This is a genomic window from Microbacterium enclense, from assembly GCA_038182865.1.
GTDB classification, from domain to species: domain Bacteria; phylum Actinomycetota; class Actinomycetes; order Actinomycetales; family Microbacteriaceae; genus Microbacterium; species Microbacterium enclense_B.
On sequence record CP116226.1, the window covers coordinates 908733 to 932443 of the forward strand.

Annotated in this window: 23 protein-coding genes; 16 read left to right on the top strand and 7 right to left on the bottom strand. The window is 70.8% G+C overall.

The genetic code is table 11. The annotated features are described in order from the left end of the window. Positions 1-16: 16 nt before the first annotated feature. The gene (gene chvE / locus PIR02_04225; protein ID WZH37873.1) at positions 17-1135 is read right to left on the bottom strand and encodes a sugar ABC transporter substrate-binding protein; all 1119 of its coding nucleotides are present in this window, start codon (positions 1133-1135) and stop codon (positions 17-19) included. 194 nt (positions 1136-1329) lie between these two features. Next, positions 1330-1899 (bottom strand): NTP transferase domain-containing protein, encoded by a 570-nt coding sequence (locus PIR02_04230; GenBank protein WZH37874.1) that lies wholly within the window; start codon positions 1897-1899, stop codon positions 1330-1332. Between the two features lie 51 nt (positions 1900-1950). Here PIR02_04230 and PIR02_04235 point away from each other — a divergent pair, with 51 nt between their 5' ends. Genes PIR02_04235 through PIR02_04250 form a run of 4 tightly spaced genes read left to right on the top strand, consistent with a single transcriptional unit; the run spans position 1951 to position 5805 of the window. Continuing rightward, positions 1951-2928 carry an XdhC/CoxI family protein gene (locus tag PIR02_04235; GenBank protein WZH37875.1) on the top strand — a complete coding sequence of 326 codons (978 nt, stop codon included), beginning with the start codon at positions 1951-1953 and terminating at the stop codon, positions 2926-2928. Continuing rightward, positions 2925-4223, top strand: coding sequence for an amidohydrolase family protein (locus PIR02_04240; protein ID WZH37876.1), 1299 nt, complete (start codon positions 2925-2927; stop codon positions 4221-4223). The genes PIR02_04235 and PIR02_04240 overlap by 4 nt, the downstream gene beginning before the upstream one ends. Further along, positions 4220-4861 carry a helix-turn-helix domain-containing protein gene (locus tag PIR02_04245; GenBank protein WZH37877.1) on the top strand — a complete coding sequence of 214 codons (642 nt, stop codon included), beginning with the start codon at positions 4220-4222 and terminating at the stop codon, positions 4859-4861. Before PIR02_04240 ends, PIR02_04245 begins: the two co-directional genes overlap by 4 nt. Further along, on the top strand, positions 4858-5805 hold the full coding sequence (locus PIR02_04250) for a PDR/VanB family oxidoreductase (protein WZH37878.1): 948 nt from the start codon (positions 4858-4860) through the stop codon (positions 5803-5805). Before PIR02_04245 ends, PIR02_04250 begins: the two co-directional genes overlap by 4 nt. 135 nt (positions 5806-5940) lie before the next feature. Here the strand turns inward: PIR02_04250 and PIR02_04255 are convergent, their stop codons facing one another. The 3 genes from PIR02_04255 to PIR02_04265 are packed head-to-tail and all read right to left on the bottom strand — an operon-like array spanning position 5941 to position 8725. Next, positions 5941-7110 (bottom strand): glutathione-dependent formaldehyde dehydrogenase, encoded by a 1170-nt coding sequence (locus PIR02_04255; GenBank protein WZH37879.1) that lies wholly within the window; start codon positions 7108-7110, stop codon positions 5941-5943. After that, the gene (locus tag PIR02_04260) at positions 7107-7577 is read right to left on the bottom strand and encodes a hypothetical protein (protein WZH37880.1); all 471 of its coding nucleotides are present in this window, start codon (positions 7575-7577) and stop codon (positions 7107-7109) included. The genes PIR02_04255 and PIR02_04260 overlap by 4 nt, the downstream gene beginning before the upstream one ends. Then, the gene (locus tag PIR02_04265) at positions 7574-8725 is read right to left on the bottom strand and encodes a glutathione-independent formaldehyde dehydrogenase (protein ID WZH37881.1); all 1152 of its coding nucleotides are present in this window, start codon (positions 8723-8725) and stop codon (positions 7574-7576) included. The genes PIR02_04260 and PIR02_04265 overlap by 4 nt, the downstream gene beginning before the upstream one ends. A gap of 224 nt (positions 8726-8949) precedes the next feature. Here PIR02_04265 and PIR02_04270 point away from each other — a divergent pair, with 224 nt between their 5' ends. The 10 genes from PIR02_04270 (at position 8950) to PIR02_04315 (ending at position 19233) form a co-directional block, all read left to right on the top strand. Beyond that, complete coding sequence (locus tag PIR02_04270; GenBank protein ID WZH37882.1) at positions 8950-9960, top strand: helix-turn-helix transcriptional regulator; 1011 nt, start codon at positions 8950-8952, stop codon at positions 9958-9960. Positions 9961-9992: 32 nt separating this feature from the next. Next, positions 9993-10622 (top strand): DUF1345 domain-containing protein, encoded by a 630-nt coding sequence (locus PIR02_04275; protein WZH37883.1) that lies wholly within the window; start codon positions 9993-9995, stop codon positions 10620-10622. 295 nt (positions 10623-10917) lie between these two features. Then, on the top strand, positions 10918-12183 hold the full coding sequence (locus PIR02_04280) for an amidohydrolase family protein (GenBank protein ID WZH37884.1): 1266 nt from the start codon (positions 10918-10920) through the stop codon (positions 12181-12183). 24 nt (positions 12184-12207) lie between these two features. Next, a complete protein-coding gene (locus PIR02_04285; GenBank protein ID WZH37885.1) occupies positions 12208-12984 on the top strand; it encodes an ABC transporter ATP-binding protein in 777 nt (258 codons plus the stop codon). Next, entirely contained in the window at positions 12981-13871 is an 891-nt protein-coding gene (locus tag PIR02_04290; GenBank protein ID WZH37886.1) for an ABC transporter permease, read from the top strand. The genes PIR02_04285 and PIR02_04290 overlap by 4 nt, the downstream gene beginning before the upstream one ends. Before the next feature lie 130 nt (positions 13872-14001). Further along, positions 14002-15180, top strand: a complete 1179-nt coding sequence (locus PIR02_04295; GenBank protein WZH37887.1) for an ABC transporter substrate-binding protein — start codon at positions 14002-14004, stop codon at positions 15178-15180. A gap of 213 nt (positions 15181-15393) precedes the next feature. After that, entirely contained in the window at positions 15394-16722 is a 1329-nt protein-coding gene (locus tag PIR02_04300; GenBank protein ID WZH37888.1) for an FAD-binding oxidoreductase, read from the top strand. Next, complete coding sequence (locus PIR02_04305) at positions 16719-17498, top strand: creatininase family protein (protein WZH37889.1); 780 nt, start codon at positions 16719-16721, stop codon at positions 17496-17498. The genes PIR02_04300 and PIR02_04305 overlap by 4 nt, the downstream gene beginning before the upstream one ends. A 19-nt stretch (positions 17499-17517) precedes the next feature. After that, positions 17518-18729, top strand: a complete 1212-nt coding sequence (locus tag PIR02_04310) for an MFS transporter (protein WZH37890.1) — start codon at positions 17518-17520, stop codon at positions 18727-18729. Positions 18730-18861: 132 nt separating this feature from the next. Continuing rightward, the gene (locus PIR02_04315; protein WZH37891.1) at positions 18862-19233 is read left to right on the top strand and encodes a hypothetical protein; all 372 of its coding nucleotides are present in this window, start codon (positions 18862-18864) and stop codon (positions 19231-19233) included. Positions 19234-19390: 157 nt separating this feature from the next. Here the strand turns inward: PIR02_04315 and PIR02_04320 are convergent, their stop codons facing one another. Both PIR02_04320 and PIR02_04325 read right to left on the bottom strand, forming a co-directional pair. Continuing rightward, positions 19391-20767, bottom strand: a complete 1377-nt coding sequence (locus PIR02_04320; GenBank protein ID WZH37892.1) for an amidohydrolase family protein — start codon at positions 20765-20767, stop codon at positions 19391-19393. 319 nt (positions 20768-21086) lie between these two features. Then, positions 21087-21908: an alpha/beta hydrolase gene (locus PIR02_04325; protein ID WZH39079.1), complete on the bottom strand. Its 822-nt coding sequence runs from the start codon at positions 21906-21908 to the stop codon at positions 21087-21089. A 333-nt stretch (positions 21909-22241) separates the two neighbouring features. Between PIR02_04325 and PIR02_04330 the strand changes: the two genes are divergently transcribed. Together PIR02_04330 and PIR02_04335 are read left to right on the top strand one after the other, a co-directional pair. Then, complete coding sequence (locus tag PIR02_04330; protein WZH37893.1) at positions 22242-22739, top strand: pyridoxamine 5'-phosphate oxidase family protein; 498 nt, start codon at positions 22242-22244, stop codon at positions 22737-22739. Between the two features lie 194 nt (positions 22740-22933). Continuing rightward, entirely contained in the window at positions 22934-23641 is a 708-nt protein-coding gene (locus PIR02_04335; protein WZH37894.1) for an SDR family oxidoreductase, read from the top strand. Positions 23642-23711 lie beyond the last annotated feature (70 nt).

Here is a 23711-nt window from a genome sequence, read left to right on the forward strand (position 1 = left end):
CGCCGCGAGGGGTGAATCAGAGTCCGACGTCGGACGCCTTCAGGAAGCCCGAGTCGATGAGCTTCGACTGCACGTCGTCCTTGACGACGACCTCGGGGGTCAGCAGGTAGGAGGGCACGACCTTCTTGCCGTTGTCGTAGGTCTTGGTGTCGTTGACCTCGACCTCCTTGCCGTCCTTGAGCTCCTGGATCATCGTGAACACGCGGTCGCCGAGGGCGCGGGTGTCCTTCCACACGGTCATCGACTGGGCGCCGTCGAGGATCGCCTTGACGTTGGCCTTGTCGGCGTCCTGGCCCGTGATGATCGGGTAGTCCGCCCCGGGGGTGTAGCCGGCCGACTTCAGCGACGCCTCGATACCGATGGCGAGGCTGTCGTTGGGCGAGAGCACGACGTTGACCTTCTTGCCGTCGCCGTAGAACGACGAGAGGCGGTTGTCCATCTCGGCCTGCGCCTTGTCGGACGCCCAGCCCTGGATGCCGATCGACGCCCATGCGTCGTCGTTGGCGGGCGACTTGCCGCTGGGGACGACCAGCTGGCCCTTGTCGATGTAGGGCTTGAGGACATCCCACGCGCCGGCGAAGAAGAACTTCGCGTTGTTGTCGTCGGGGCTACCGGCGAAGGGCTCGAGGTTGAACGGGCCCTTGCCGTCCTTCAGCCCCAGCTGCTCCTCGATGTACTGCCCCTGCAGGGTGCCGACCTTGTAGTTGTCGAACGTGGCGTAGTAGTCGACGTTCTCGCTGCCGTTGATGAGGCGGTCGTACGCGATGACCTTCGCGTTCTGGGCCTTGGCCTCCTGCAGCACCGGGCCGAGGGTCGAACCGTCGATCGCGGCGATCACGAGGATCTTCGCGCCGCCCGAGATCTGGTTCTGGATCTGGCTGATCTGCTGGTCGGTCTTGTTGTCGGCGTACTGGAGGTCGACGGTGCAGCCAGCGTCGGTGAGCTTCTTCTGGAGCTGCTCGCCGTCGTTGATCCACCGCTCGAGGCTACGGGTGGGCATCGCGATACCGACGTTGCACTCGGTGCCGCCGCCCGAGGCGTCGCCGCCGCCGGTGGTCGCGCGCTCCGAGCTGCACGCTCCGAGACCGACGGCGAGTGCGGCGATGGCCGCACCGGTCAGGATTTTCTTCAGCATGTGATCTGCGTTCCTCTCTGAACTGCAGGGACCCCCATGGTCGTACCCGCGCCCTCCCCGGCGCAGATCGGGTACGCCTTCGTCCCGGCTCTCTGGTCGCCGTCGCAATTATGACGGCTCCGAAAAATTATCCACTCGAGGGGGTTTTGTCTATAGCCACGTCAAAATTCATCCGCGTCGTGATCAGACCGTGATCAGCGCTCGTCGCGATCGGCCCCCGACCACAGATCGCCGCATTCGACGAGCTCGGCGTTCTGCGCGATCAGGTAGGGCCGGGCCCCGATATCGCCGCGGGCGGCGGCGCTCACGGCCGCCCAATGGTCGCGACCCAGCAGCACCGGGTGCCCGGGCCGATCGCCGTAGACCGCCTGGGCGAGGGCGTCGGGCGCGGCGCGGCGAGCCAGGCGTGCGACGGCCGCCGGGGCGACATCGGGGGTGTCCACCGGCACGACGACGGCGGCCGGGGCGGATCCGGATGCCGCCCGCGCGAGGCTCGCACGGAGGGACGCCGCCATGCCCGACTCCCAGTCGTCGACGCGCACGATCGTCGTCCCGGTCGGCACGAGCGGTGTCGCGACGTCGGCTCCGGCGCCGAGCGCGACGAAGATGTCACCGCATCCTCCCTCGCGCAGGGCGCGGACCGCGAGGGCGATCCAGGGGGTACCCGCGGGGGTGCGGGCGAGAGCTTTGGGACCACCGAAACGACGACCGGCCCCCGCGGCCAAGACGACTCCGCACGGCGGCTCGAGGGGGGCGGCGGGCATGGTCACGACAGCGTAGCGTGCGCGAAACACGCCCCGGCTACCGTCGCGTCCATGCTCGATCTGGCCGCCGACCTGCTGCCGTTGCTCGACGCGAACGTCCCGGTCGCGGCGGTCACCGTCACCGCCGTGGTGCGCAGCGCGCCGCGCGGAGTGGGCGCCACCCTCGCGGTCACCCGCGACGCCCGCGTCATCGGATCGATCTCGGGCGGGTGCGTCGAAAGCGACGCGGTGATGCTCGGCCTCGACGCGCTGCGGACGGGAACGGTGCGCCGCGCCCGGTTCGGTTTCTCCGACGACGGCGTCGTCACCCCCATCGCGGCGGGCCTCGCGTGCGGCGGGGCCGTCGACGTCGTGGCGTACCCGATCGAGGGCGACGCCGTGCGGGCGGCCTTGGGGGACGCCCGCGCGGGCCGCGAGGCGGTGCTCCGTCTCGACCTCGACGGGGAGCCGCTGGTGCTGCGCAAGCCCGCCCCACCGCGGTTGATCGTGCTGGGCGCGGGCGAGCACGCGGCCGCCCTGTGCCGCCTCGGTGCCGCCGCGGGCTTCGCTGTCACCGTCTGCGACGACTGGGCGCTCCTGGTCACCCCGGAACGTTTCCCGGATGCCGCTGAGCTCGTCGTCGCCTCCCCCCACGACTACCTCGCGACCCTCGACGCCCCCGACGACCGGACCGCGGTGTGCGTGCTGACACATGACGAGCGCCTCGACGTGCCGGCGCTGCGCGCGGCCCTGCGGATGCCGGTCGGTTTCGTCGGGGCGATGGGGGCGCGTGCCACCGTCGCGCGACGCGCGGTGCTCTTGCGCTCGGCCGGAGTGACCGATGCCGAGCTCTCGCGCCTGCACTCCCCCCTCGGCCTCGACCTCGGGGGCTCGACGCCCGAGGAGACGGCACTGTCGGTGATCGCCGAGATCGTGGCATCCCGCAACGCCGCCGGCGCGCGACCGCTGCGCGAGGGTCTCGGGGCGAGGGTGCACGACGGTGTCCGAGAGATGCCGACAGGAGCGTCGTGCGCGGTGAGGAGCGCGTGAGCGTTCTGGTCATCCGCGACGCGGTCGCCGTGGTCGATGACGGCGGACACGTCCGCACGGGCGACGTGACCTGCGTGAACGGACGGATCGTCGAGGGCGCCGACGTGACCGGGGCCACCGTGGTGGATGCCACGGGCTGCGTCGTCACGGCGGGTCTCGTGAACGCGCACCACCACCTGCTGCAGACGGCGTTCCGGACGCTCCCGGGCACCCGCGGCATCCCGATGCGCGAATGGCTGCCGGCGATGGCGGCGGCCTACACCGCCGCGGGGATCGATCCCGAGCTGACCGGTCTGGCCGCGCGCGCGGGACTCGCCGAAGCCCTCTTGAGCGGGGTGACCACTGTCGCCGACCACCACCTGACCTGGCCGAGCGGAGCCGACACGATCGGCGTGGCACGAGCCGCCGCGGATGCCGCGGCCGAGCTCGGCGCGCGCCTGGTGTTCGTGCGCGGGGCCGCGCGCGACGACCCGCAGGAAGCCGCCGCGTCGGCCGAGGCCATCGTGCAGGCGCTCGTGCCCGGCGCGCCCGGCGGCGTCTCCGCCGACGGGATGCTGCAGGTCGCCGTCGGGCCCGCCGGGGTCCACAGCGACCCGCGCGAGACGTTCGACCTGCTGGGCGAGGTCGCCCGCGCATACGGCCTCCGGCGGCGGACGCAGGCGAACGAGGTCGTCGACGTCGAGATCGCCCTCGAGCGCTACGGTTCGCGGCCCCTCGGCCTCCTCGAGGACTGGGGCTGGCTCGCCCCCGACGTGACGCTCGCTCACCTGTGCGACGTCACCGATGACGAGATCGCGCGGATCGCGGCATCCGGAGTCTCCGCCACGCACGCACCCGGCTGCGACGTGCCCATGGGGTGGGGCATCGCACCGGTGCGCCGCCTTCTCGACGCCGGCATCCCCGTGGGCCTCGGCACCAGCGGCGGAGGCAGCAACGACGCGGGGCACCTGCTCGCCGATGCGCGCCTCGCGATGCAGGTCTCGGCCCTCGTGGGGCCGCAGCTGCCGGCATCCGAGGTCCTGTCGCTGGCGACCTCGGGTTCGGCGGACGGGCTGGGTCGGCCGGAGCTGGGCCGCCTGACACCGGGGTCCGCCGCGGACCTCTGCCTGTGGGAGGTGTCGGGAGTGGCGGATGCCGGCGTCGCCGACGCCGTGGCAGGGCTCCTCTGGGCCTCACCCGGACGACGCCCGCGCACCGTGATCGTGGGCGGTCGGATCGTCGTCGACGACGGACGCCTGCTCACCGCCGACGAGGACGAGATCGTCGCGCGGCTGTTCGAGAGGGTGGGACGATGACGACCATGGCTCCTGCGACGTCGGTCGACCGTTCCCCCACCGGTGACGAGAGGCTCGGAGCGCGCGTGCGGGGACTGCGCAAAGCGCGAGGGCTCACCCTGACGCAGCTGGCCGAGGCCGCCGCCCTGTCGCACCCCTTCCTCAGCCAGCTCGAGAGGGGGCTCGCGCGTCCGAGCATGGCGAGCCTCGAGCGCCTCGCCCGCGCCCTGGGGACGAGCCGGGTCGAGCTGATCGCGGCATCCGAACCTCCGCGGACCGACCAGGACGTGCGCCCGTCGGTCGTGCTCGCCGACGAGGGCCTGATCGGCCCCTACGCCGAGGGCAGCGCCCGCCTTCTCGCCGCGGGTCCGCGGCGGTTCGAGCCCCTGGAGTTCCGCGGCGCGAATGCCGAACCGGGTGACCACTACGTGCACGAGGAAGACGAGTTCCTCACCGTCCTCGAGGGGACGATCGTGATCTCGCTCGGTCCGTTCGGCGAACGACGACTCAGCGTGGGTGACTCCGTCTACTGCCGATCGGGCACTCCGCACCGGTGGCATTCACCCGACGGCGAGCCCTACCGGCTGCTGATCGTCAAAGAACTCGTCCACGGATCGACGACCGACGCGGTGGACGACACGGCCCCGGGAGTCTCATGAGCGGTGGAGTGACCTTCGACGCGATCGTGCGGCAACGGCGCGAGGCCGCCGACGGCGTGGTGGTGCTCGACCTCGAGCGGGCGAACGGCACCCTGCCGCACTGGTCGCCGGGCGCGCACATCGACGTGGTGCTGCCCGCCGGGATCGAGCGGCAGTACTCGCTGTGCGGCTCACCGAGCGAGCGGGGCACCTGGCGCATCGGCGTGCTCCGCGAGCGCGAAGGGTCGGTATGGCTGCACGAGAACGCGCACGTCGGCGAAACGCTCCGGGTGCGCGGACCGGCGAACCACTTCCTCTTCGCTCCCACCGCCGGGCGCTCGTACGTCTTCGTCGCCGGGGGGATCGGCATCACGCCGATCGTGCCGATGATCGAGGCGGCCGATGCCGCGGGCGCAGCCTGGACGCTTCTGTACGCGGGACGCTCACGACGCACCATGGCCTTCGTCGACGAGCTGGTCGCCCGCTACGGCGAGCGGGTCGAGGTCTTCGCGGCTGACGAGGGCCGTCGTCTCGACCTCGCGGAGCGCTTCGGCACCCCCGTCGCCCGCGAGGTGGTGTACTCGTGCGGCCCCTCACGTCTGCTCGAGGCCCTCGAGGAGGCGATGGCGGGCTGGCCGCGCGGGAGCCTGCACCTCGAGCGCTTCGAGGCCAAGGTGCTCGGCTCGCCCGTGTGGGCCGAGCCCTTCGAGGTCGACCTCATGATGTCGGGAATCACCGTGACGGTTCCGCCCGAGCGGTCGATCCTCGACGTCGTCGAAGAGGCGGGCGCGGTCGTGCCCTCCAGCTGCCGCGTCGGCACCTGCGGCACGTGCGAGGTCGCGGTCGTCGACGGCGACGTCGAGCACCGCGACTCCGTGCTGTCGCCGGAGGAACAGGATGCCAACCGCTCGATGATGGTGTGCGTTTCGCGAGCCGCGTGCGAGCGGATCACGCTCGAGCTCTGACGCGCGCGGCGGCCCTGCCGTCACCAGAACAGGGGATTCGGCGAAAACAGGCCGATCCGGCGTGGAATGGCCTGTTCCCGTGGCATCCCCTGTTCTCGTGGCGGCGAGCGCTCGCGGGAATGACGGAGGTCGGCGTCAGGGCCGGAAGACCGCCCGGACGCACCCGTCCGTCTTCTTCTTGAACATCGCGTAGCCCTCCGGTCCGTCCTCCAAGGGCATGACATACGTGGCGAGGTGCTCGGTGCGGATCTCGTCCCGCGCCATCCGCTCGAGCAGCATCGGGATGTACCGGTGCCCGTGCTGTTGCGCCGAGCGCAGCGTCAGGCCCTTGTTCATCACCGCCCCCAACGGGAACTTGTCGACGAAGCCCCCGAACACGCCGAGCACGAAGAGGCTGCCGCCCTTGCGGGCGGCGAAGATCGCCTCGCGAACGGCCGTGGGCCTGTCCGTCTGAAGCCGCAGCTGCTGCTTCAGCTGGTCGTACGCGAAATCGGGACCGTCGCGGTGGGCTTCCATCCCCACCGCTTCGATGCACACGTCGGGCCCTCGGCCGCCGGTCAGCTCCCGAAGCTCAGCCGTCACCTCGCTGGTTTCGTAGTTCATGGTCTCGGCGCCGATGATCTGCTCCACCTGAGCGAGCCGTTCCTGGAACCGATCGATCACGATCACACGCTCCGCGCCGAGGAGCAGCGAGGCCCGCGCCGCCATCTGCCCGACCCCGCCGGCGCCCCACACCGCAACGGTGTCTCCGGGCTTCACTCCGCCGAGGTCGGCGCCCATCCATCCGGTGGGGCCTGCGTCCGAGGCGAACAGCGCCCGCTCGTCGCTCACCCCCTCCGGAACGGGGAACGCGCCCTGGTCGGCGTAGGGCACGCGGATGTACTCGGCGTGGCTGCCGGCCCAGCCACCGAGAGCATGGGAGTAGCCGTAGCAGCCGCCAGGGGCCTGCCCCCAGAGCATCTCGGGGATTCCCGCGTTGGGGTTGCCGTTGTCGCACAAGGAGTACAGCTCGTTTCGGCAGTACCAGCACTTCCCGCAGCTGATGAACGAGCAGACCACGACGCGGTCACCGACCTTGTGTTTCGAGACGGCGGACCCGACCTCGACAATCTCGCCGATGAACTCGTGGCCGAGCACGTCGCCGGCGCGCATCGTGGGGACGTAGCCGCCGAGCAGGTGCAGATCCGACCCGCAGGTCGTACTGAGCGTCACCTTCACGATGGCATCCTGCGCATTCAGGATGCCGGGATCCTCGACGTTCTCGACCGAGAGCTCGTTCACCCCGGTCCAACACAGAGCCTTCACAGCACACCCTCGCCCTTCGCCTCGTCCTCTGCCTTGTCGACCGCGCCCCCGAGCAGGGTGGGCGGTCGCTCTCCGTGCGGCCTCGGTGTCGAACGGAGGATCTCGCCCGTCTCGACGAGCTGTTTCGCGTCGCGGAGGGCTTCGCGAAGCGCCTTGCCGGGATCGTCCTCGCCCGCGAGCTCGGTCCCCTCCCGCACCCGGGCGTGCACCTCGAAGCCCTTGTCGCCCGGAGCCGGCTCGATACGGATCTCGAGCGATTCGGCCTGCCGCCTCAACGGCTCGGGATACCCGCCGCTGGAGAAGTCCTCGGCCTCACCGAGGATGGTCACCGCCTTCCACCCTTCGGGATGCGCGCCGTCGCCGTCCGATTCGCGTTCTTTCTTCACCAGGGAACGGGCGACGAGCCCCGCCGCGACGGTCGCGACCCCGATGCCGACGGCCGCAGCCGCCTTGCCCGCCATGATCACGCCGCCTTTCCGGGCTTGAGGACGACCTTGGTCCACCCGTCGTCTCGGTTGTCGAAGTGCTCGTAGGCATCCGGTGCCTCATCGAGTGACAACTCGTGGCTGACGATGAACGAGGGGTTCGCCTTCCCCGCGGCGATGAGGTCGCGCAACTGGCGGTTGTACTTCTTCACGGGCGCCTGGCCGGTGCCCATGGTCTGGCCCTTGAACCAGTGCAGGCCCATGTCGAACGCGATCTGGCCCTCCTTGGCCAACGCGTCGGGACTGCCCGGGTCCTGCGGCACGAAGACGCCGACCGTGCCGATCCGCCCCGTGAAGCGCACCGATTGCACCAGACGGTTGAGGGTCAGGTTCGGCTGCTCGTCGCCGCTCGGATCGTGCGCCTGGTAGCCGACGCATTCGCACCCGTTGTCGGCGCCGAGACCCATGGTCTGCTCGAGGACGGCCTGCACGGGGTCGACCTTCGAATCGTCGATCGCAATCGCGCCGATCGACTCGGCCAGTCGGAGTCGATCCGGATGCCGGTCGACGACCATCACCTTGCTCGCGCCCTTGATCGTGGCGGACAAGGCCGCCATCAGGCCGACCGGGCCCGCGCCGTAGATGACGGTCTGATCCCCCGGCTTCACTCCCGCCATCTCCGTGGCGTGGTAGCCGGTCGGGAAGATGTCGGCCAGCATCACGTAGTCGGCGGAGCGCTCCTCGGCATCCTCTCCCAGACGCAGACAGTTGAAGTCGCCCCAGGGCACGCGCAGCAGCTCGGCCTGGCCGCCCGCCCACGGCCCCATGTCGGCGAATCCGTACGCCGCACCCGCCCACTCGGGCACGGGCTGAGCGGTGAGGCAGTAATTGGTGAGGCCCCGCTCGCAGTTCTTGCAGTGCCCGCACGCGACGTTGAACGGGAGCACGACGTGCTCGCCCACCGTGACCTTGTCGACGCCGTCGCCGACCGCGATGACCTCGCCCATGTTCTCGTGACCGAACCACCGCCCGGTCTCGAAGCTCGTGCGGCCCTCGTACATGTGGAGGTCGGACCCGCAGATGTTGGTCGTGGTGATGCGGACCAGGACGTCGGTCGGACGCTCGATCCGCGCGTCCGGGACATCTTTCACCGTGACCTGCCGCGGCCCCTCGTACACGACTGCTTTCATGTCCGTTCCCTTCCGTGAGTGCCCTGTCTTCGAACGAGTCGCGCGACGTCCGACCCCGCGACACCTCCATGTCACTCCCGGCCGCAAGGCGACGCCATCGGCAGATCGACCGATCCGGGATGCCCGCCAGGCGGTGGTCAAATCAGGGGTTGACGTGCTACCCCATGACGCACAGGTCGGGGAGACTCCCCGACGCACGATCGATGCGAAGGTGGTCGACCCCCGTGACAGGAGATGGCGCGCTTCGGCTCGCAGAAATCGCGGCACGCCCGGGGCCCGTCCACGAGCGCGCGCAGGCGCTCCTGGACGAGCTGCATCACCACATCCCGTTTGACGGGGCCTGGCTGGCGCTGGCCGAGCCGGACGGTGAGGGATACACCTCCATCGCGAGCACCGACCTCGACCGATCGAGCGTGCGCTACCTCAGCGGACCCCAGATGGCTCGTGATATCGAGATCACCGGAGCCAACCGTGATCGCCCGCCCACCAGCCTCTCGGATCTGCCCTCCTCGCCGACGGACCTGCAGAGCTGGGCCGAGTGCCTGCTTCCCGCCGGGTTCCACGAAGCGTTGTCGGTCGCGCTCTTCGGGGAGGGTGGTCGGCACGTCGGCTTCGTGACGGTGCTGTTCCGCCGCGCCGACCCTCCGCCGCCGACCCTCCGACGGCGACTCGCGCGACTGGTGCCGAAACTGGCGGCGGGCATAGACCCTCTCCGGTCGCTCGCCGCCTCGGCGGTCTTCGTGGGCGGCGCCACCGCGGGCGCGGCCCTCCTGCCGGACGGGCGCGTCGCGCGCCTGCCGGGGCTGTCGGACGATGACCTCCTCACCGCAGACTCCGAGCTCATCGGAGCTGCCCGGGACGCGCTCGGAGACGGACGCACGTACGCCACGTTCCTCTGGCCGCGCGGCACACGCCGCTCGCCAGACGGCTACGTCCGGGTCACCGTGCTGGCCGGCGAGCAGGATCTCGACACCGTGGCATCCGGGATCGCCGTGCTCTCACCGGCCAAACGACTCCGGGGGCTGACGCCGCGGGAGCTCGAAGTCCTGGGGCACGTCATCGAAGGATGCTCCAATGCCGAGATCGCCCGGGCGCTGGTGGTGTCTCCCCGCACGATCGCAGCACACCTGGAACACATTCTGGTCAAGCTCGACGCCACCTCGCGGGCGCTAGCGGCCGTGCGCGCCGAGAGGGCGGGACTGTACGTCCCCCTCGTGCGCGCCCGGACCGTCTGAACCGAACGGGTACCACCCTGGAAAGGAGCATCATGTCTCATCTCGCCCCAAAAGCCGGTGTCGCCGCGGGGGTCGGCCTGGCGACGGCGCTGGTCGCCGTGCTCCTCGGCATCCCGGAACTGGCCCCCCTGCTGGGGTGGGTGGCCGCGTCCGGGGTCTTCCTGGCGTGGGCGTGGTCGCGGGCGTGGCCCGCCGACAGCGAGCGCACACGCTCCCTCGCGCGGCACGAGGACCGCTCTCGCAAGCTGGTCGACGCACTCATCATCGCGGCGACCTTCCTGAGCATCGCCCTCGTCGTGTTCGCGCTCATCCGCAGCCAGCAGCAGGATGCCATCGGGTCGGCATCCGCCATCCTCGCCGTCATCGGCGTCGTGGCGGCCTGGGCTCTCGTCAACACCGTCTACGCCTTCAAGTACGCCCGGATGTACTACCTCGACGACCGCTACCGCTTCGACTTCGACCAGGAGGAGGACCCCGCCTACAGCGACTTCGCTTACACGGCCTTCTCGATCGGAATGGCCTACAGCGCGAGCAACGTCACGCAATCGTCGACCGCCTCGCGCCGCATCGCCATGGGACACGGTCTGCTGTCGTACTTCTTCGGCACCTTCGTGGTGGCTGTCGCGATCAACCTGATCACCGGTCTCACCCAGGGAGGGTGAGCACGAGAACAGGGGATCTTTCGGAGACAGGCGGATTCGCGGCGAAACGGCCTGTACCGGTGGGATCCCCTGTTCTCGTCGCCCCGCGCGCTCGCGGGAGGGGCGCCCCGGGCGCGCGGCGAAAGGTTTGTCACGAGGGTCACGCCGAGGAAATACAGCGGAAACGCGTGGTTCCTAGCATCGGATCATCGCCAGATGTTCGTCACACGAACACTGGCCGGCCGCCCCCGGCGACCCGCCCCGATGCCGTGGCTCCCGTCTCGACGACTGTCTACCCGACTCCTCGGAGGCCCCCGTGTCTGCCGCTCCACCCGTCTCGATCGCCGCCCTCCGCGGCGTGCGCCTCCCCGCGGGCGCGCTCGTCGACATCGCGCTCGACGGCGACGAGGTGCTGGCGGTCGTGCCGGCGGGCAGCCCCCTCCCCGACACCGACGGTGAGACGCTCGATCTGACCGGCTACCTCGTCACCGCCGCGGGCGCAGAGCCCCACGCGCACCTCGACAAATCGCAATCGTGGGATGCCATCCAGCCCCCGTTCGGCGACCTCGAGCGCGCGATCGAGAGCTGGCACGCGTTCGCCGTCGACCTCGACGAAGACGAGACCCTCGGGCGCGCCCGGTCCACGGCGCTGCGGATGCTGGCATCCGGGATCACGTCCGTCCGCACCCACGTCGACCTCCTGCGCGGCGACGACCCGCTCACGGGCGTCCGCGCGATGGTGCGCCTGCGCGAAGAGCTCGACGACCTCATGGACATCGAGATCGTCGCCCTGGGCGGGCCGACCATCGCCGACGACGTCTTCGACGCGGCGCTCGACGCGGGCGTCGACCTCGTCGGCGGCGCACCCCACCTCGCCGACGACCCGATCGCCGATCTCGAGCGCCTGATCGCCCTCGCCCGCCGTCGCGACGTGGGCATCGACCTGCACACTGACGAGAGCCTCGCCGGAGCCGACACCCTCTCGGTATATGCCCGCGCGGTGACCGGGTGGCATCGCCCCCGCACCGCGGGACACTGCGTACGCCTCAGCATGATGCCCGTCCGCGACCTCGCCGAGCTGGCCGAAGAGATCCGCGTCGCCGACATCGGCGTCATCGCCCTGCCCATCACCAACCTGTACCTGCAGGGGTGGGATGCCGAGCACGCCGTGCCCCGCGGGATCGCGCCGATCGGCCGCCTCAAGGCCGCGGGCGTCCGCGTCGCCGCCGGGGCGGACAACGTCCGTGACCCCTTCAACCCCGTCGGCCGCTGCGACCACCTCGAGACCGCTTCGCTCCTCGTCTCGGCGGGGCACCTCGCTCCCGCCGAGGCCATGGATGCCGTGACGATCGGCGCGCGCGACGTGATGGGGCTTCCCGTCGCCGGACCCGCGCCGGGTGCCCGCGCCGACCTCGTCGCGATCCGCGCCGACTCGCTCGGGGACGCCGTCGCCTTCGCGAGCGCCGATCGCGTGGTCATCCACCGCGGCCGTCTCGTCAGCCGCACCACCGTCTCGACCGAGACGGCGATTCCCCGCACCACCGAACCCGTCCGCGCCGCCGCATCCGCGACGACACCGTAACCCGACCGGAAAGTGAGCGCTCCCGTGACCTTGGCCTCCCCTGCTCCCGTAGACACCGCGGATCCCACCGCGCCGCTGCTGGATTTCCGCAACGTCGCCATGACGTTCCCCAACGGCACCACCGCCCTCTCCGGCGTCGACCTCACCGTCGGCGCCGGCGAGTTCGTCAGCGTCGTCGGCCCCTCGGGCTGCGGCAAGTCGACGCTCCTGCGCATCGCCTCCGGCCTCGAGACCGCGAGCGAAGGCACCGCGACCGTCAACACCGACCGCATCGGGTACGTCTTCCAAGACGCCACGCTCCTGCCCTGGCGCGACGTGCGGTCCAACGTCGAGCTGCTGGCCGAGCTCAACTGGCAGCCCAAGCGGGTGCGCGGCCCCAAGGCGCAGTGGGCGATCGACCTCGTCGGTCTCAACGGCTTCGAGAAGCACCTGCCGAAGCAGATGTCGGGCGGCATGAAGATGCGCGCCTCGCTCGCACGCTCCCTCACCCTCGACCCCGAACTCTTCCTGTTCGACGAGCCGTTCGGGGCTCTCGACGAGATCACCCGCGAACGCCTGAACGACGAGCTACTGAAGATCTTCGTCGAGCAGAAGTTCGGTGGGCTCTTCATCACGCACTCGGTCTCCGAGGCCATCTACCTCTCCACCAAGGTCGTCGTGATGTCGGGTCGCCCCGGTCACCTCGTCGACACCTTCGACATCCCCTTCGACATGCCCCGCGACCCCGAGATCCGCTACACGGCCGAGTACGCGAAGCTCGTCGGCGAGGTCTCCCACGCCCTTCGGGAAGGACACTCATGAGCACCACGTCTGCAGAGCCGGTGGCCGCGCTGTCGCCCGAGCCCACGGCATCCACTCCTCCGCCCACCCCGCCGCGCACGAGCCCGGCCGCGCGTCGCCGGGGTTTCGGCGCCCGCGCCGCGTCGATCCTGCCGCCGCTCGGAGTCCTGGTCGTCTTGCTCGGCGCCTGGTACGGCGTCTCGATCGCGCTGGCCGCCTCGGGCAAGGGCTTCCTCATGCCCATGCCGCACGAGATGTTCACGATGGGCTTCTTCGACCCGCAGGTCGGTGCCGACATCTGGATCGCGCTGTTCCGCACCACCGGCGTCGCCCTCACGGGCCTCGCGATCGCCATGGTGATCGGCATCGGCTGGGCCATCGCGATGTCGCTGGCCCGCTGGGTCGAGCGCTCGACCTACGCCTACGCCGTGATGCTCCAGTGCATCCCGATCCTCGCCCTGGTGCCGCTGGTCGGCTTCTGGTTCGGCTACGAGTTCCTCGCCCGCGTCATCGTCTGCGTGCTGATCGCCCTGTTCCCGATGGTCTCGAACACCCTGTTCGGTCTGCAGTCGGTCGACAAGTCGCAGCGCGAGCTGTTCCGCCTGCAGAAGGCCGACAAGTGGACGGTCCTGACGAAGCTCACCCTCCCCGCCGCGCTCCCCTCGATCTTCGTCGGCATGCGCACCTCGGCCGGGCTCTCGGTCATCGGCGCGATCGTCGGCGACTACTTCTTCCGCCGCGGCGAGCCGGGCATCGGCTCGCTCATCTCGAACTACCAGTCGCGCCTGCAGAGCGCCGAGCTGTTCGCCGCCATCCTCGCGGCGTGCCTGCTCGGTGTCGCGATCTTCGCCTTCTTCGGCTGGCTGTCGAAGGTCGCCGTCGGCCGCTGGTACGACAGCACGCGCTGACCCGACCCCCGGATGCCACGGACCCCCGCCGCCTCAGGCGCACGGGGGCGGCATCCGGCGTACCCGAAACACCCGTGAACCTGCACCATCTCCGCACCCGAGCTCCACTCGTCACAGAAAGCGACCCAGCATGCAGCGCTCCACCCTCCTTCGCGCCACCGCCGCCACCGGCGCCTTCGCGATCGCCCTCACCCTGACCTCGTGCGCCGGGAGCGCCGCGGAACAGGCCGCACCGGCGTCCGACAAGCCGATCGGATCGGTCGACCTGTCGGCCGACTGCCCCTCCACGATCGTCGTCCAGACCGACTGGAACCCCGAAGCCGAGCACGGTCACCTCTACGAGATGATCAAGGACGACTACACGATCGACGCCAACACGAAGGCCGTCACCGGCCCGCTCATGGCGGACGGCGAGTACACCGGCGTCAACCTCGAGATCCGCGCCGGTGGACCCGCCATCGGCTTCCAGACCGTCTCGGCGCAGATGTACCAGGACGACGCGATCACGCTCGGCTACGTCAGCACCGACGAGGCGATCCAGCTGTCGGCGACCACGCCCACCAAGGCCGTCTTCGCCCCGCTCGACATCAGCCCGACGATGGTCATGTGGGACCCGGCGACCTACCCCGACGTCAAGACCATCCAGGACGTCGCCCCGGCGCTGGAGAAGAACGGCGGCGTGTGGCGCTACTTCGACGGCTCGGCGTACATCGAGTACCTCAAGAGCGCCGGTCTCGCGAACGCCTCGATCCTCGACGGCTCGTACGACGGCACCCCGTCGAACTTCGTCGCCGCCGGCGGTAAGGACATGCAGCAGGGCTTCGCGTCGGCGGAGCCGTACGTCTACGAGAACGAGGTCTCGGCCTGGGGCAAGCCCGTGAAGTTCGCCCTCATCCACGACGCCGGATGGCAGACCTACCAGTCGTCGATGTCGGTGAAGAAGGACACCTTCGATGAGCTGTCCCCGTGCCTGTCGAAGCTCGTCCCCGTGCTGCAGAAGGCCGGCATCGACTACTACAAGGACCCGTCCGCGGCGAACGACCTCATCCTGAAGCTCGTCGACGAGTACGCCACCGGCTGGACCTACACGCAGGGCGTCGCCGACTACTCGGTGAAGACGCAGGTCGACCTCGGCCTCGTCGGCAACGGCCCCGACTCCACCTACGGCAACTTCGACGACACCCGCTTCGCGGACTTCTACACGAAGGCAGCCAAGGTCTACACCGACCTCGGCACCCCGCCGGCGTCGGGTGAGACCGCCGACGACCTCTACACGAACGAGTTCATCGACACCTCCATCTCGTTCTGACCCGAGTGGTCGGATCGGCTCATGCCGACCCGACCACTCGATCCCCGCCAGGCTCGCACGCGCGCCTCGGCCCGGTCCGCCTCGTGCGGGCCGGGCCGCACGTCACGCACGGTGGCTTCGACGAGCTCAGCCACCCCCGCCGCACCCCAGGTCCCTGAGCCCGTCGAAGGGACCGCCCCCTTCCCCACAACCCGTTCCACCCGGAGAAACCCCATGAGCGACACCGCCACCCGCGTCCTCTCCCTCGAGGACGAGCTCCTCGACCTGCTCGGCCCCGCCGCCGTCAGCACCGAGCCCCGCGTCCGCGAGCGCGCGAGCGTCGACGGATCGCCGATGTCGCCGATCATCGCCGCCAAACTCCCCCTCGGCCTCGCCGACCTCGTCGTGTTCGCCGCCGACGCCGAACAGATCGCGACAGCGGTCGCCGCGGCATCCCGTCACGGCGTGCCCGTCACGGTGCGCGGCAAGGGCACCGGCAACTACGGCCAGGGCATCCCCATGCAGGGCGGCCTCGTCGTCGACACCACCCGCGCCAAGGCCATCGTCGAGGTGGGCGACGGCTTCATCACCGCCGAGGCCGGCACCCCGATGGTGCTGCTCGAGCAGGCCGCGTGGGCCGCGGGCCAAGCGCTGTGGATGTACCCCTCGACCGCACAGTCGACCATCGGCGGCTTCCTCTCCGGCGGCTCCGGCGGCACCGGCTCGATCGCGCACGGCTCCAACGACCGCGGTTTCGTCGCGGCGCTCGACGTCGTGCACGCCGACGGCAGCGCCGAGATCCACCACGTCGAAGGCGACGAGGCCCAGAAGTACGTGCACAACTACGGCACCGCCGGCGTCATCGTCCGCGCGACCGTCCGCCTCGAGCCGTTGCGCGAATGGCGTGGACTGTGGGCGAGCTTCCCCGACTTCGCCGGCACCCTGTCGGTGTTGCAGACGATCGGCAACCTCGACCCCTCGCCGCGGCTCGTGTCGGGCGACGGCCCCGAGATCTCGGCATCCCTCCCCGCTGACGAGGCCATCCCCGAGGGCCGATCGAGCCTTCGTGTGATCCTGGATGCCGCACAGATCGACACCGTGACCGCGATCATCGAGGGCTCGGGCGGCCGCGTCGAGGCGGTGCGCGAGGGGCCGCAGGCGAGCATCCGCCTGTCGATGCTCAGCTACAACCACCCCATCGAGTGGTACCAGAAGAGCCAGCCGCACGAGGTGTTCCACCTCGAGGTGGCCGGGATGCCGCTGAGCGAGAACGTCGACGCCGTCGAGGCCGTGTTCCCCGGCGCGAAGCTGCACGTCGAGTCGACGAAGCAGCACCCGATCGGGATGCTCGCCGCTCCCTACGTCAGCGAGGAGGATGTCTACCGCGGCATCGCCGACCTCAACGCCCTCGGGGTCGGTGTACACAACCCGCACCAGTGGAACGTCGACTTCCACGTCGAGGAGACGGTCGAGACCGCCCGCCTGACCGACCCGAAGGGCCTGCTGAACCCCGGCAAGCTCAACCCCGAGTACACGGGCGCACGCAAGGGAGCGATCCGATGAGCCGGCTTCTCGCCGAACTGAGCGGCCCCGCCGCCGCCGAGGCCCTGACCGAGGACTCGATCCTCGTGCTTCCCACCGGTGCCATCGAGCACCACGGTCCGCACCTCCCCCTGGCGACGGATGCCATCGTCGCCGAGGCCTCCGCGACGGCCGCCGTCGCGCGCGCCGCGGCACAGGGTCTCGACGTCTGGCAGCTGCCGACCCTGTCGATCACGAAGTCCGACGAGCACTCGTGGGCGCCGGGGACGCTGTGGCTGACGCCCGAGACGATGCTGCAGACGGTGGTCGACATCGGCCGCTCGATCCTGACGACGCGAGCCCGCACGCTCGTCTTCGTGAACGGCCACGGCGGCAACGTCGCGCTGCTGAACGTGGCCAACCGGGAGCTGCGGCGCCGCTTCGGCCTGCGCACGTTCTTCATGCCGGCAGCGCGCGTGCCCTCGTTCGACGGCACCGACGGCGGTCCGGACGAGCACGGCACCGGCATCCACGCCGGGTACGGCGAGACGAGCATGATCATGCACCTGCGCCCCGAGCTGGTCGATCCGTCGAAGTTCCACGCGACCGTCCCCGCGCACATCGGGGACTTCCGTCACATCGGCTTCAACTCCAAGCCCGTCACCTTCGGGTGGCTGTCGAACGACTTCGGCCCCACGGGTGTGCTCGGCGACCCGACGGGCGCGAACGCCGCGGCGGGGGCGAAGCTGTTCGAGGACAGCGTCTCGTTCGTCGTCGAGGCGCTCGAGGAGATCAGCCGATTCGACTACACCGCGTGACCGTCCCGAGCGGTGACGCGTGAGCGTGGTCGCTGCGCCAGCGAAGGGCGTCCGCGCCTACGGCCAGGTCTTACGCCTGCCGGGAGCGCGGAGCTTCGTCGCTGCGGGCATCCTCGCGCGGTTCCCCCGGGCGACCCTCTCCCTGGGCGTCATCCTGCTGGTGTCCGCCACCACCGGGAGCTTCGCCTCCGCCGGTCTCGTCGTCGCTCCGCTCGTCGTCGGCATGGCGATCGCGGCACCGCTGTGGTCGTCGCGGATGGATCGGCACGGCCAGGCCCGGGTGATCCTGGCGTCTCTCGGATGCCTCGTGCTCGCGGCATCCGGGTTCCTCGCCCTCGTGCTCACGGGGGCACCGTTCTGGACGTGGCTCGTCGCCGCATTCGCGACCGGGGCGTCGACTCCTGACCTGACCTCCGCCGTGCGCGCACGCTGGACGGTGCTGGCGCCCGAGTCGCAGCGGACCGCCGCGCTGGCGCTGGAGACGATCGCCGATCAGATGGTGTTCATCGCGGGTCCGCCGGCCATCACCGCCGTCGCGGCCACGATCGATCCGGCGGTGGCGATGCTCGGCTCGCTCGGGTTGGGGGTGATCGGGGGCGTGTGGCTTGCGGCGCAGCGCGGGACGCAGCCCGCTCCGATGCCGCGGGGACCGCGGCGCGCGACGATCCTGCCGCCCGCCGGGGTCGTCCCCATCGCTCTCGCCTGCGTCGCGCTGGGCGGGGTGTTCGGCGCGTTCGACGTGAGCCTCGTCGGCTGGGCCGAGGTCGGCGAGCAACCGTGGCTCGCGGGTCCCGCCTTCAGCGCCCTGGCCGTCGCGATCGCGATCGGGTCGGTCATCACCGGCGCCCGCTCGTGGAAGCTGTCGCCCGCGGCACGCTACATCGGCTTCGCAGCCCTGGCCGCGATCATCGCGGTCGGGCTCCCTGTCGCGCAGGGATCCGTCCCGGTGCTGTTCGGGATGATCCTGCTGCTCGGGCTCGCGGTGTCGCCGGTGATGGTGTCGGGGATCCTCGTGGCATCCGCTCGCGCTCCCGAGGGCCGCGTGACCGAAACCCTCGCCTATCCGACCGCCGCGATGTCGCTCGGCGTGCCAATCGGCGGTGTGATTGCGGGAGCAGCTCTGGATGCGACAGGCCCCGCGAGCGCTCTCGTCACGATCGCCGTGTCGCTGGCCCTGGCGGCGGCGATCGCCGCGGCGGGTGAGGCGTTGTTGCGGGTGAGAGAGCGGTAGGGCCGGGGGCGGAGGCTTCGACGAGCTCAGCCACCGCGCACGACCGAGGCCCTGCCGCCACCGAGGTCGCTGAGCCCGTCGAAGGGACCGGACACGCGCGGCGACGGGCGGACGACGCGTACGGTGGCTGTCATGGAGCCCGAGACCGAGGAACAGCGAGCGCGCTTGGCGCACTGGAGCTGGCAGGAACGGTCGCTGACGTCCACCACACCGCCACGGCTCGAAGACGGTCGTCGGCTCATCCGCGTCTTCCCCGAGTGGATCAGCTGCCTCCCCCTCTGGGAGAACTACACGGACAACTACCCGTTCGAGCGCGACGTCCTGCCCCTCTCGTCCGAGCTGCAGGACCGGCTCGTGGCGTGGAACGACCACTGGCAGAACCGGGACCTCGAAGAGGAGGTGCCCGACCTCGACCGGTGGATCGCCGAGGGCCGGGAACTCGTCGCCCGGCTCCGCGACGAGCTGGGTGACATCGCCGACGTGCGGGCCGAGTTCGGGCTGTGAAGCGCGAGTCCTCGTTCGGTGAGTGTCCAAAACACCCGGGAAGGTGCCGCGACACGTCCGGGTGTTTTGGACACTCAGTCTGAGGGAAGCTGCGCGGAGTCGCGGGGGTGAGAGCGCCGCGGGCGCGCGGGGGCCGCGGGCGCGCGGGGCTGCGGGGCTAGAGGATGACGCCGAACTCCTCCGCCAGCGCGGGCAGCTCCTCGTGCAGCACGCGGGAGGCCTCGACCGCGAGCGGGTTGGTCGAGACGCCGTCCTCGTTCACGAGCGCGCCGCCGACGTAGACCTGCTTCAGGTTGCGCAGACCGCACGCGAGCACGTAGCTGCGCACCGGGTTCCACAGCGGACCCACGTCGGGCGACCGCGGGTCGACCACCACGAAGTCGGCGAACTTGCCCACCTCGAGGCTGCCGACCCGGTCGTCGACGCCCATGATCTCCGCTCCCCCGAGGGTGTGCAGGCGCAGCACGCGCTCCGGCATCATCGACAGCGGATCGTGGGTGCGCGCGCGCTGCATGAACATGCCCATGCGCATGTTCTGCCACGGGTCCGCGACGTCGGTGCACGCCTGGTCGTCGAGGCCCATGCCGACCTTCATGCCCTGCTCGAGCATCTCCGGCACGTGGGCGATGCCCGACGCCAAACGCCCGTTCGACGCGGGCTGCCACGACATGCTGGCACCGCCCGCCGCGGCATCCGCGATGATCTCCGGCGTCGTCTGGATGAAGTGGCCGAACATCATGCCCGGGCGCAGGGCTCCGGCGTTCTTGTAGAGCTGGAACTTCGTCTGCTGGTGCTCGATCGCCTCGTACGTCTCGAGGAAGTGCGCCTGGTTGGTGACCCCGAAGCGGTCCATGACGGCGACCTCGATCTCGGCGGCGTCGGGTCTCGTCGACCACTGCACCTGACCCATGATCGAGGCGCCGAGCGCGATGTCGGGGTCCATCGCGAGGACGTGGTCGAGGGATGCCTCGAACCGGGCGAAGATCTCGTCGTCGGTGCCGACGGTGGCATCCAGCGCGATCGAGTCGACGAAGCGGAGGCCGGCGTCGTAGCATCCGTCGGCCTGCCGGGTGTGCCACGCGTGGTCGCGCAGGATGCCGCCGCCGTCGGCGCGCTTGCCGTCGACCATCGGCTCCCAGGGCAGGAGCGGGTCGGTGAAGTTGTAGGCCGTGGTCACGCCGTTGGCGAGGAAGTCGAGCGAGCCGTGCAGGGTCGCCCAGTAGATCTGGTCGGGTGAGGCGTTGTTGAGCACGCTGAACATCGAGGTGCACCAGCCGTAGAGCGTCTGGTCGACGCCGAGACCGCGCGAGCCGCTCGTGAAGAGGTGGCTGTGCGAGGAGACGAAGCCGGGCGCGACGAACTTGCCGTCGACGTCGAGGATCTCGTCGGCGGTGACGCCCGGATCGGGGTCGCCCGCACCGATCGCGGCGATGCGGCCGTCGCGAACGAGCATGTACCCGCGCTCGATGTAGCCGGGGTCGTCGGTGCCCGCGGGAACCGTGATGAGCCGTGCGTTGATGACCAGAAGCGACATGTTGATCACGGTAACAATTGCGTGTTTCCGCGGTGTTCCAGGCGGGTGCCGGGTTGTTTGCGGACGGCGCGCGTGCCGCGCAGGTTCCTGCGGTGCGTGGAGTCGAGCGGCCAGGAAACGCCGTTGTGCGCGGGGCCGTGACGGCGTTTCCTGGACACTCGACGAAGCGACGCCGTGCCATGGTCGCCTCCAGCGCTCACGGCGGCGTGAGTGTCCAGAACACCCGGACAGATTTCTGCGGCGTCCGGGTGTTTCGGACGCTCAACGTCGCACCCGCCCGGACGGACAGGACGGACGGCAGCGGGCGCCGGGCCGGGCGCTAGGCGAACGCGCGACGCACGGCGGGGGCGATCGCGGCCAGCACCTCGTCGCGAGCGGGCGTCGAGGGGAAGACCAGGAACAGGTGCGGGACGCCCTCTCGACGGACGAACTCGACGGGGACCCCGGATGCCGCGAGCCGCGCGGCGTACTCCTCCGCCTCGTCCGACAGCGGGTCGACGCTCGCCGCCACGACCACCGCGGGTGCCGAGCCGGCGAGATCGGGGGCGCGCAGCGGCGCGGCCTCGACGGGAACGGCGGCGACGGCTCCGGCGGGCACCGGACCTCCCGCGCCGCCGCGCTCGGGATGTGGCGCAGGGTCTCCGGCATCCTGCACGTACAACCCCCAGTACCACTGCATGCCCTTCGCGGTCAGCGGCAGATTCTCGGTGTGCGCGCGATAGCTCGGGCGGTCGAGGTCGGGGGCATCGAGCACGGGGCAGAGCAGCACCTGACACCGGATGCCGGGAACCCGGCCCTCCCGCGAACGCAGGGCGAGGGCGGCGGCGAGGTTGCCCCCGGCGCTGTGGCCCGCAACGCCGAGGAGCGCGGGATCGACCAGCCCGCCGGCTCCCCCGGCCGCGAAACGGAAGGCGCGCTCGAGATCGTCGAGTCCCGCCGGGAACGGATGCTCCGGCGCGAGACGGTAGTCGACGCTGAGCACCTGGGCTCCGGTCGCAGCGGCGAGCGCGCGACACAGGGCGTCGTTGTTGTCGAGATGGCCCGCGACCCATCCGCCGCCGTGGGCGAAGACGAGGGTCCCCCGGTGTGCGGCGCGGGGCCGGTAGAGGCGGAGCGCGAGGCCGTCGGCATCCGTGTCGATCGATTCGACGACCTCATCGTCGGGAAGCCGGACCCACGAGGGGTTCGCCCGCAGCTCGGCGATACGCGCTGTGTCGTCACCGTCGGCATCGGTGGCTCCGGACGGGATCGTTCCCGCTCGCGCGGCGAGACGCGCGAGGTGCGCGCGGACGTGGGGATCGGTGATGGCCGGGTGGACGATGTCGATCGGAAGCTCCTCGGGCGGGCGCGGCCAGACGCAGGCTGCGTGACGATGCCCCGAGCGTAGGACCTCGGATGCCGACCGCCCGACCGGGGCGCCGAAGCGTTACGCCGCGGAAACACCGGCGTCTCGCGACCCCCGCACGCTGGGGGCATGCACTCGCCGGTACAGCGCGCGGCCGCGATCCTCGCGGCGCAGCGCTTCGTCGTCATCGGGACCGCGGATGCCGAGGGTCCCTGGACCGCGGCCGCGCAGTACCGGCTCCTTCCGCGCGGGATGTACGTCGAGTCCGACCGCTCGTCGCGGCACGCCCGGGCGATCGCGGCCTCGGGAGTGGCATCCGGGGTCGTGTTCGACTCGTCGGCCGCGCTCGCCGACGCGGACGGCGTGCAGCTCGCGTTCTGCGCGCGGGAGGTGGATGCCGACGCCGCGGCGGTGCGGAACGTGCTCTCGACCCGGCTTCCGCGCGACGCCGGCCCCGCCGCGGAGCTCGACGAGGACGTGGCCGCCGTGCTGGCCGTTCCGACCAAGCGGCTCTACTCCTTCGAGGTCGAGCGAGCGTACGTGTTCGACCGCGACGCGTGGCGGACCCGCGGCACGGACGCACGGATCGAGATCGACGCGGCGGAGGTGTGGGCGGCGCTGGTGTGACGAGGACGGTCGCAGCGGGGCGCACCGCGTGCTCACGCCGGCGCGCGTCTCGCGCGAACCGCGTGCCGCCGCTGCCCCGCCCGCAAGAGCGCCGCCTGCCCGTTACGCCGCCGAAACAGCGCCGTCGCGGGCGCGAGCGGGTCGCCGCGTACGGTGACGCCGAGGGGCGCCGCGGCCCTCAGGAGAGGAGTCCCATGTCTCAGCGCGTCATCGTCACCGGAGGGTCCGGCGGCATCGGTGCCGCCATCGTCGACCGCTTCCTCGCCGACGGCGCCCGGGTCGTGGTGCTGGATCGGCGCGCGCCGGCGGAGCAATCGGCATCCGCTTTCGTCGCCGTCGACCTGCGTGACCCGATCGACACCCGCCGTGCGGTCGGCGAGGCGATCGAGACGCTCGGCGGCGTCGATGTGCTCGTCAACTGCGCGGGGATCTTCCAGCATGTCCCCCTGCTCGACATCACCGTCGACGACTGGGACCGGGTGCTCGACATCAATGCCCGCGCGACCCTCGTCACGATGCAGGCGGCCGCACCCGCGATGCTCGACGCCCGCAGCGGCACGATCATCAACATCGCCAGCATGGCCGCGAAACAGGGCGGCGGGGGCGAGGGACACTACGCCGCGTCGAAGGCCGCGGTCGTCGCACTGACGCGCGCGGGCGCGCAGGAATGGGGATGCCACGGTGTCACCGTCAACGCGGTGTGCCCCGGCTACGTGCTCACCGAGATGGGCGCCGACACCCGTTCGGAGGCCGACGTCGCCGCGTGGAGCGCGAAGTCCCCCCTGGGTCGGCTCGGCATCCCCGAGGACGTCGCCGGCGTCACCCACTTCCTCGCCTCGCCCGCGGGAGGCTACCTGACGGGGCAGGCGATCAACGTCACCGGCGGGATGGTCATGCACTGAGCCGGTCCGGCCGTCGGCGTGGACGCGTGCGCCCTCTGGTGTGGGCGAAACTCCTGAGATTCCGGGGCCA

Coding starts and splice junctions, on each gene's coding strand:
- PIR02_04295 (WZH37887.1), top strand. CDS start 14,002: ATGCAGCGCTCCACCCTCCTTCGCGCCACCGCCGCCACCGGCGCCTTC.
- PIR02_04245 (WZH37877.1), top strand. CDS start 4,220: ATGACGACCATGGCTCCTGCGACGTCGGTCGACCGTTCCCCCACCGGT.
- PIR02_04335 (WZH37894.1), top strand. CDS start 22,934: ATGTCTCAGCGCGTCATCGTCACCGGAGGGTCCGGCGGCATCGGTGCC.
- PIR02_04275 (WZH37883.1), top strand. CDS start 9,993: ATGTCTCATCTCGCCCCAAAAGCCGGTGTCGCCGCGGGGGTCGGCCTG.
- chvE (WZH37873.1), bottom strand. CDS start 1,135: ATGCTGAAGAAAATCCTGACCGGTGCGGCCATCGCCGCACTCGCCGTC.
- PIR02_04320 (WZH37892.1), bottom strand. CDS start 20,767: ATGTCGCTTCTGGTCATCAACGCACGGCTCATCACGGTTCCCGCGGGC.
- PIR02_04330 (WZH37893.1), top strand. CDS start 22,242: ATGCACTCGCCGGTACAGCGCGCGGCCGCGATCCTCGCGGCGCAGCGC.
- PIR02_04300 (WZH37888.1), top strand. CDS start 15,394: ATGAGCGACACCGCCACCCGCGTCCTCTCCCTCGAGGACGAGCTCCTC.
- PIR02_04235 (WZH37875.1), top strand. CDS start 1,951: ATGCTCGATCTGGCCGCCGACCTGCTGCCGTTGCTCGACGCGAACGTC.
- PIR02_04290 (WZH37886.1), top strand. CDS start 12,981: ATGAGCACCACGTCTGCAGAGCCGGTGGCCGCGCTGTCGCCCGAGCCC.
- PIR02_04305 (WZH37889.1), top strand. CDS start 16,719: ATGAGCCGGCTTCTCGCCGAACTGAGCGGCCCCGCCGCCGCCGAGGCC.
- PIR02_04315 (WZH37891.1), top strand. CDS start 18,862: ATGGAGCCCGAGACCGAGGAACAGCGAGCGCGCTTGGCGCACTGGAGC.
- PIR02_04265 (WZH37881.1), bottom strand. CDS start 8,725: ATGAAAGCAGTCGTGTACGAGGGGCCGCGGCAGGTCACGGTGAAAGAT.
- PIR02_04230 (WZH37874.1), bottom strand. CDS start 1,899: ATGCCCGCCGCCCCCCTCGAGCCGCCGTGCGGAGTCGTCTTGGCCGCG.
- PIR02_04250 (WZH37878.1), top strand. CDS start 4,858: ATGAGCGGTGGAGTGACCTTCGACGCGATCGTGCGGCAACGGCGCGAG.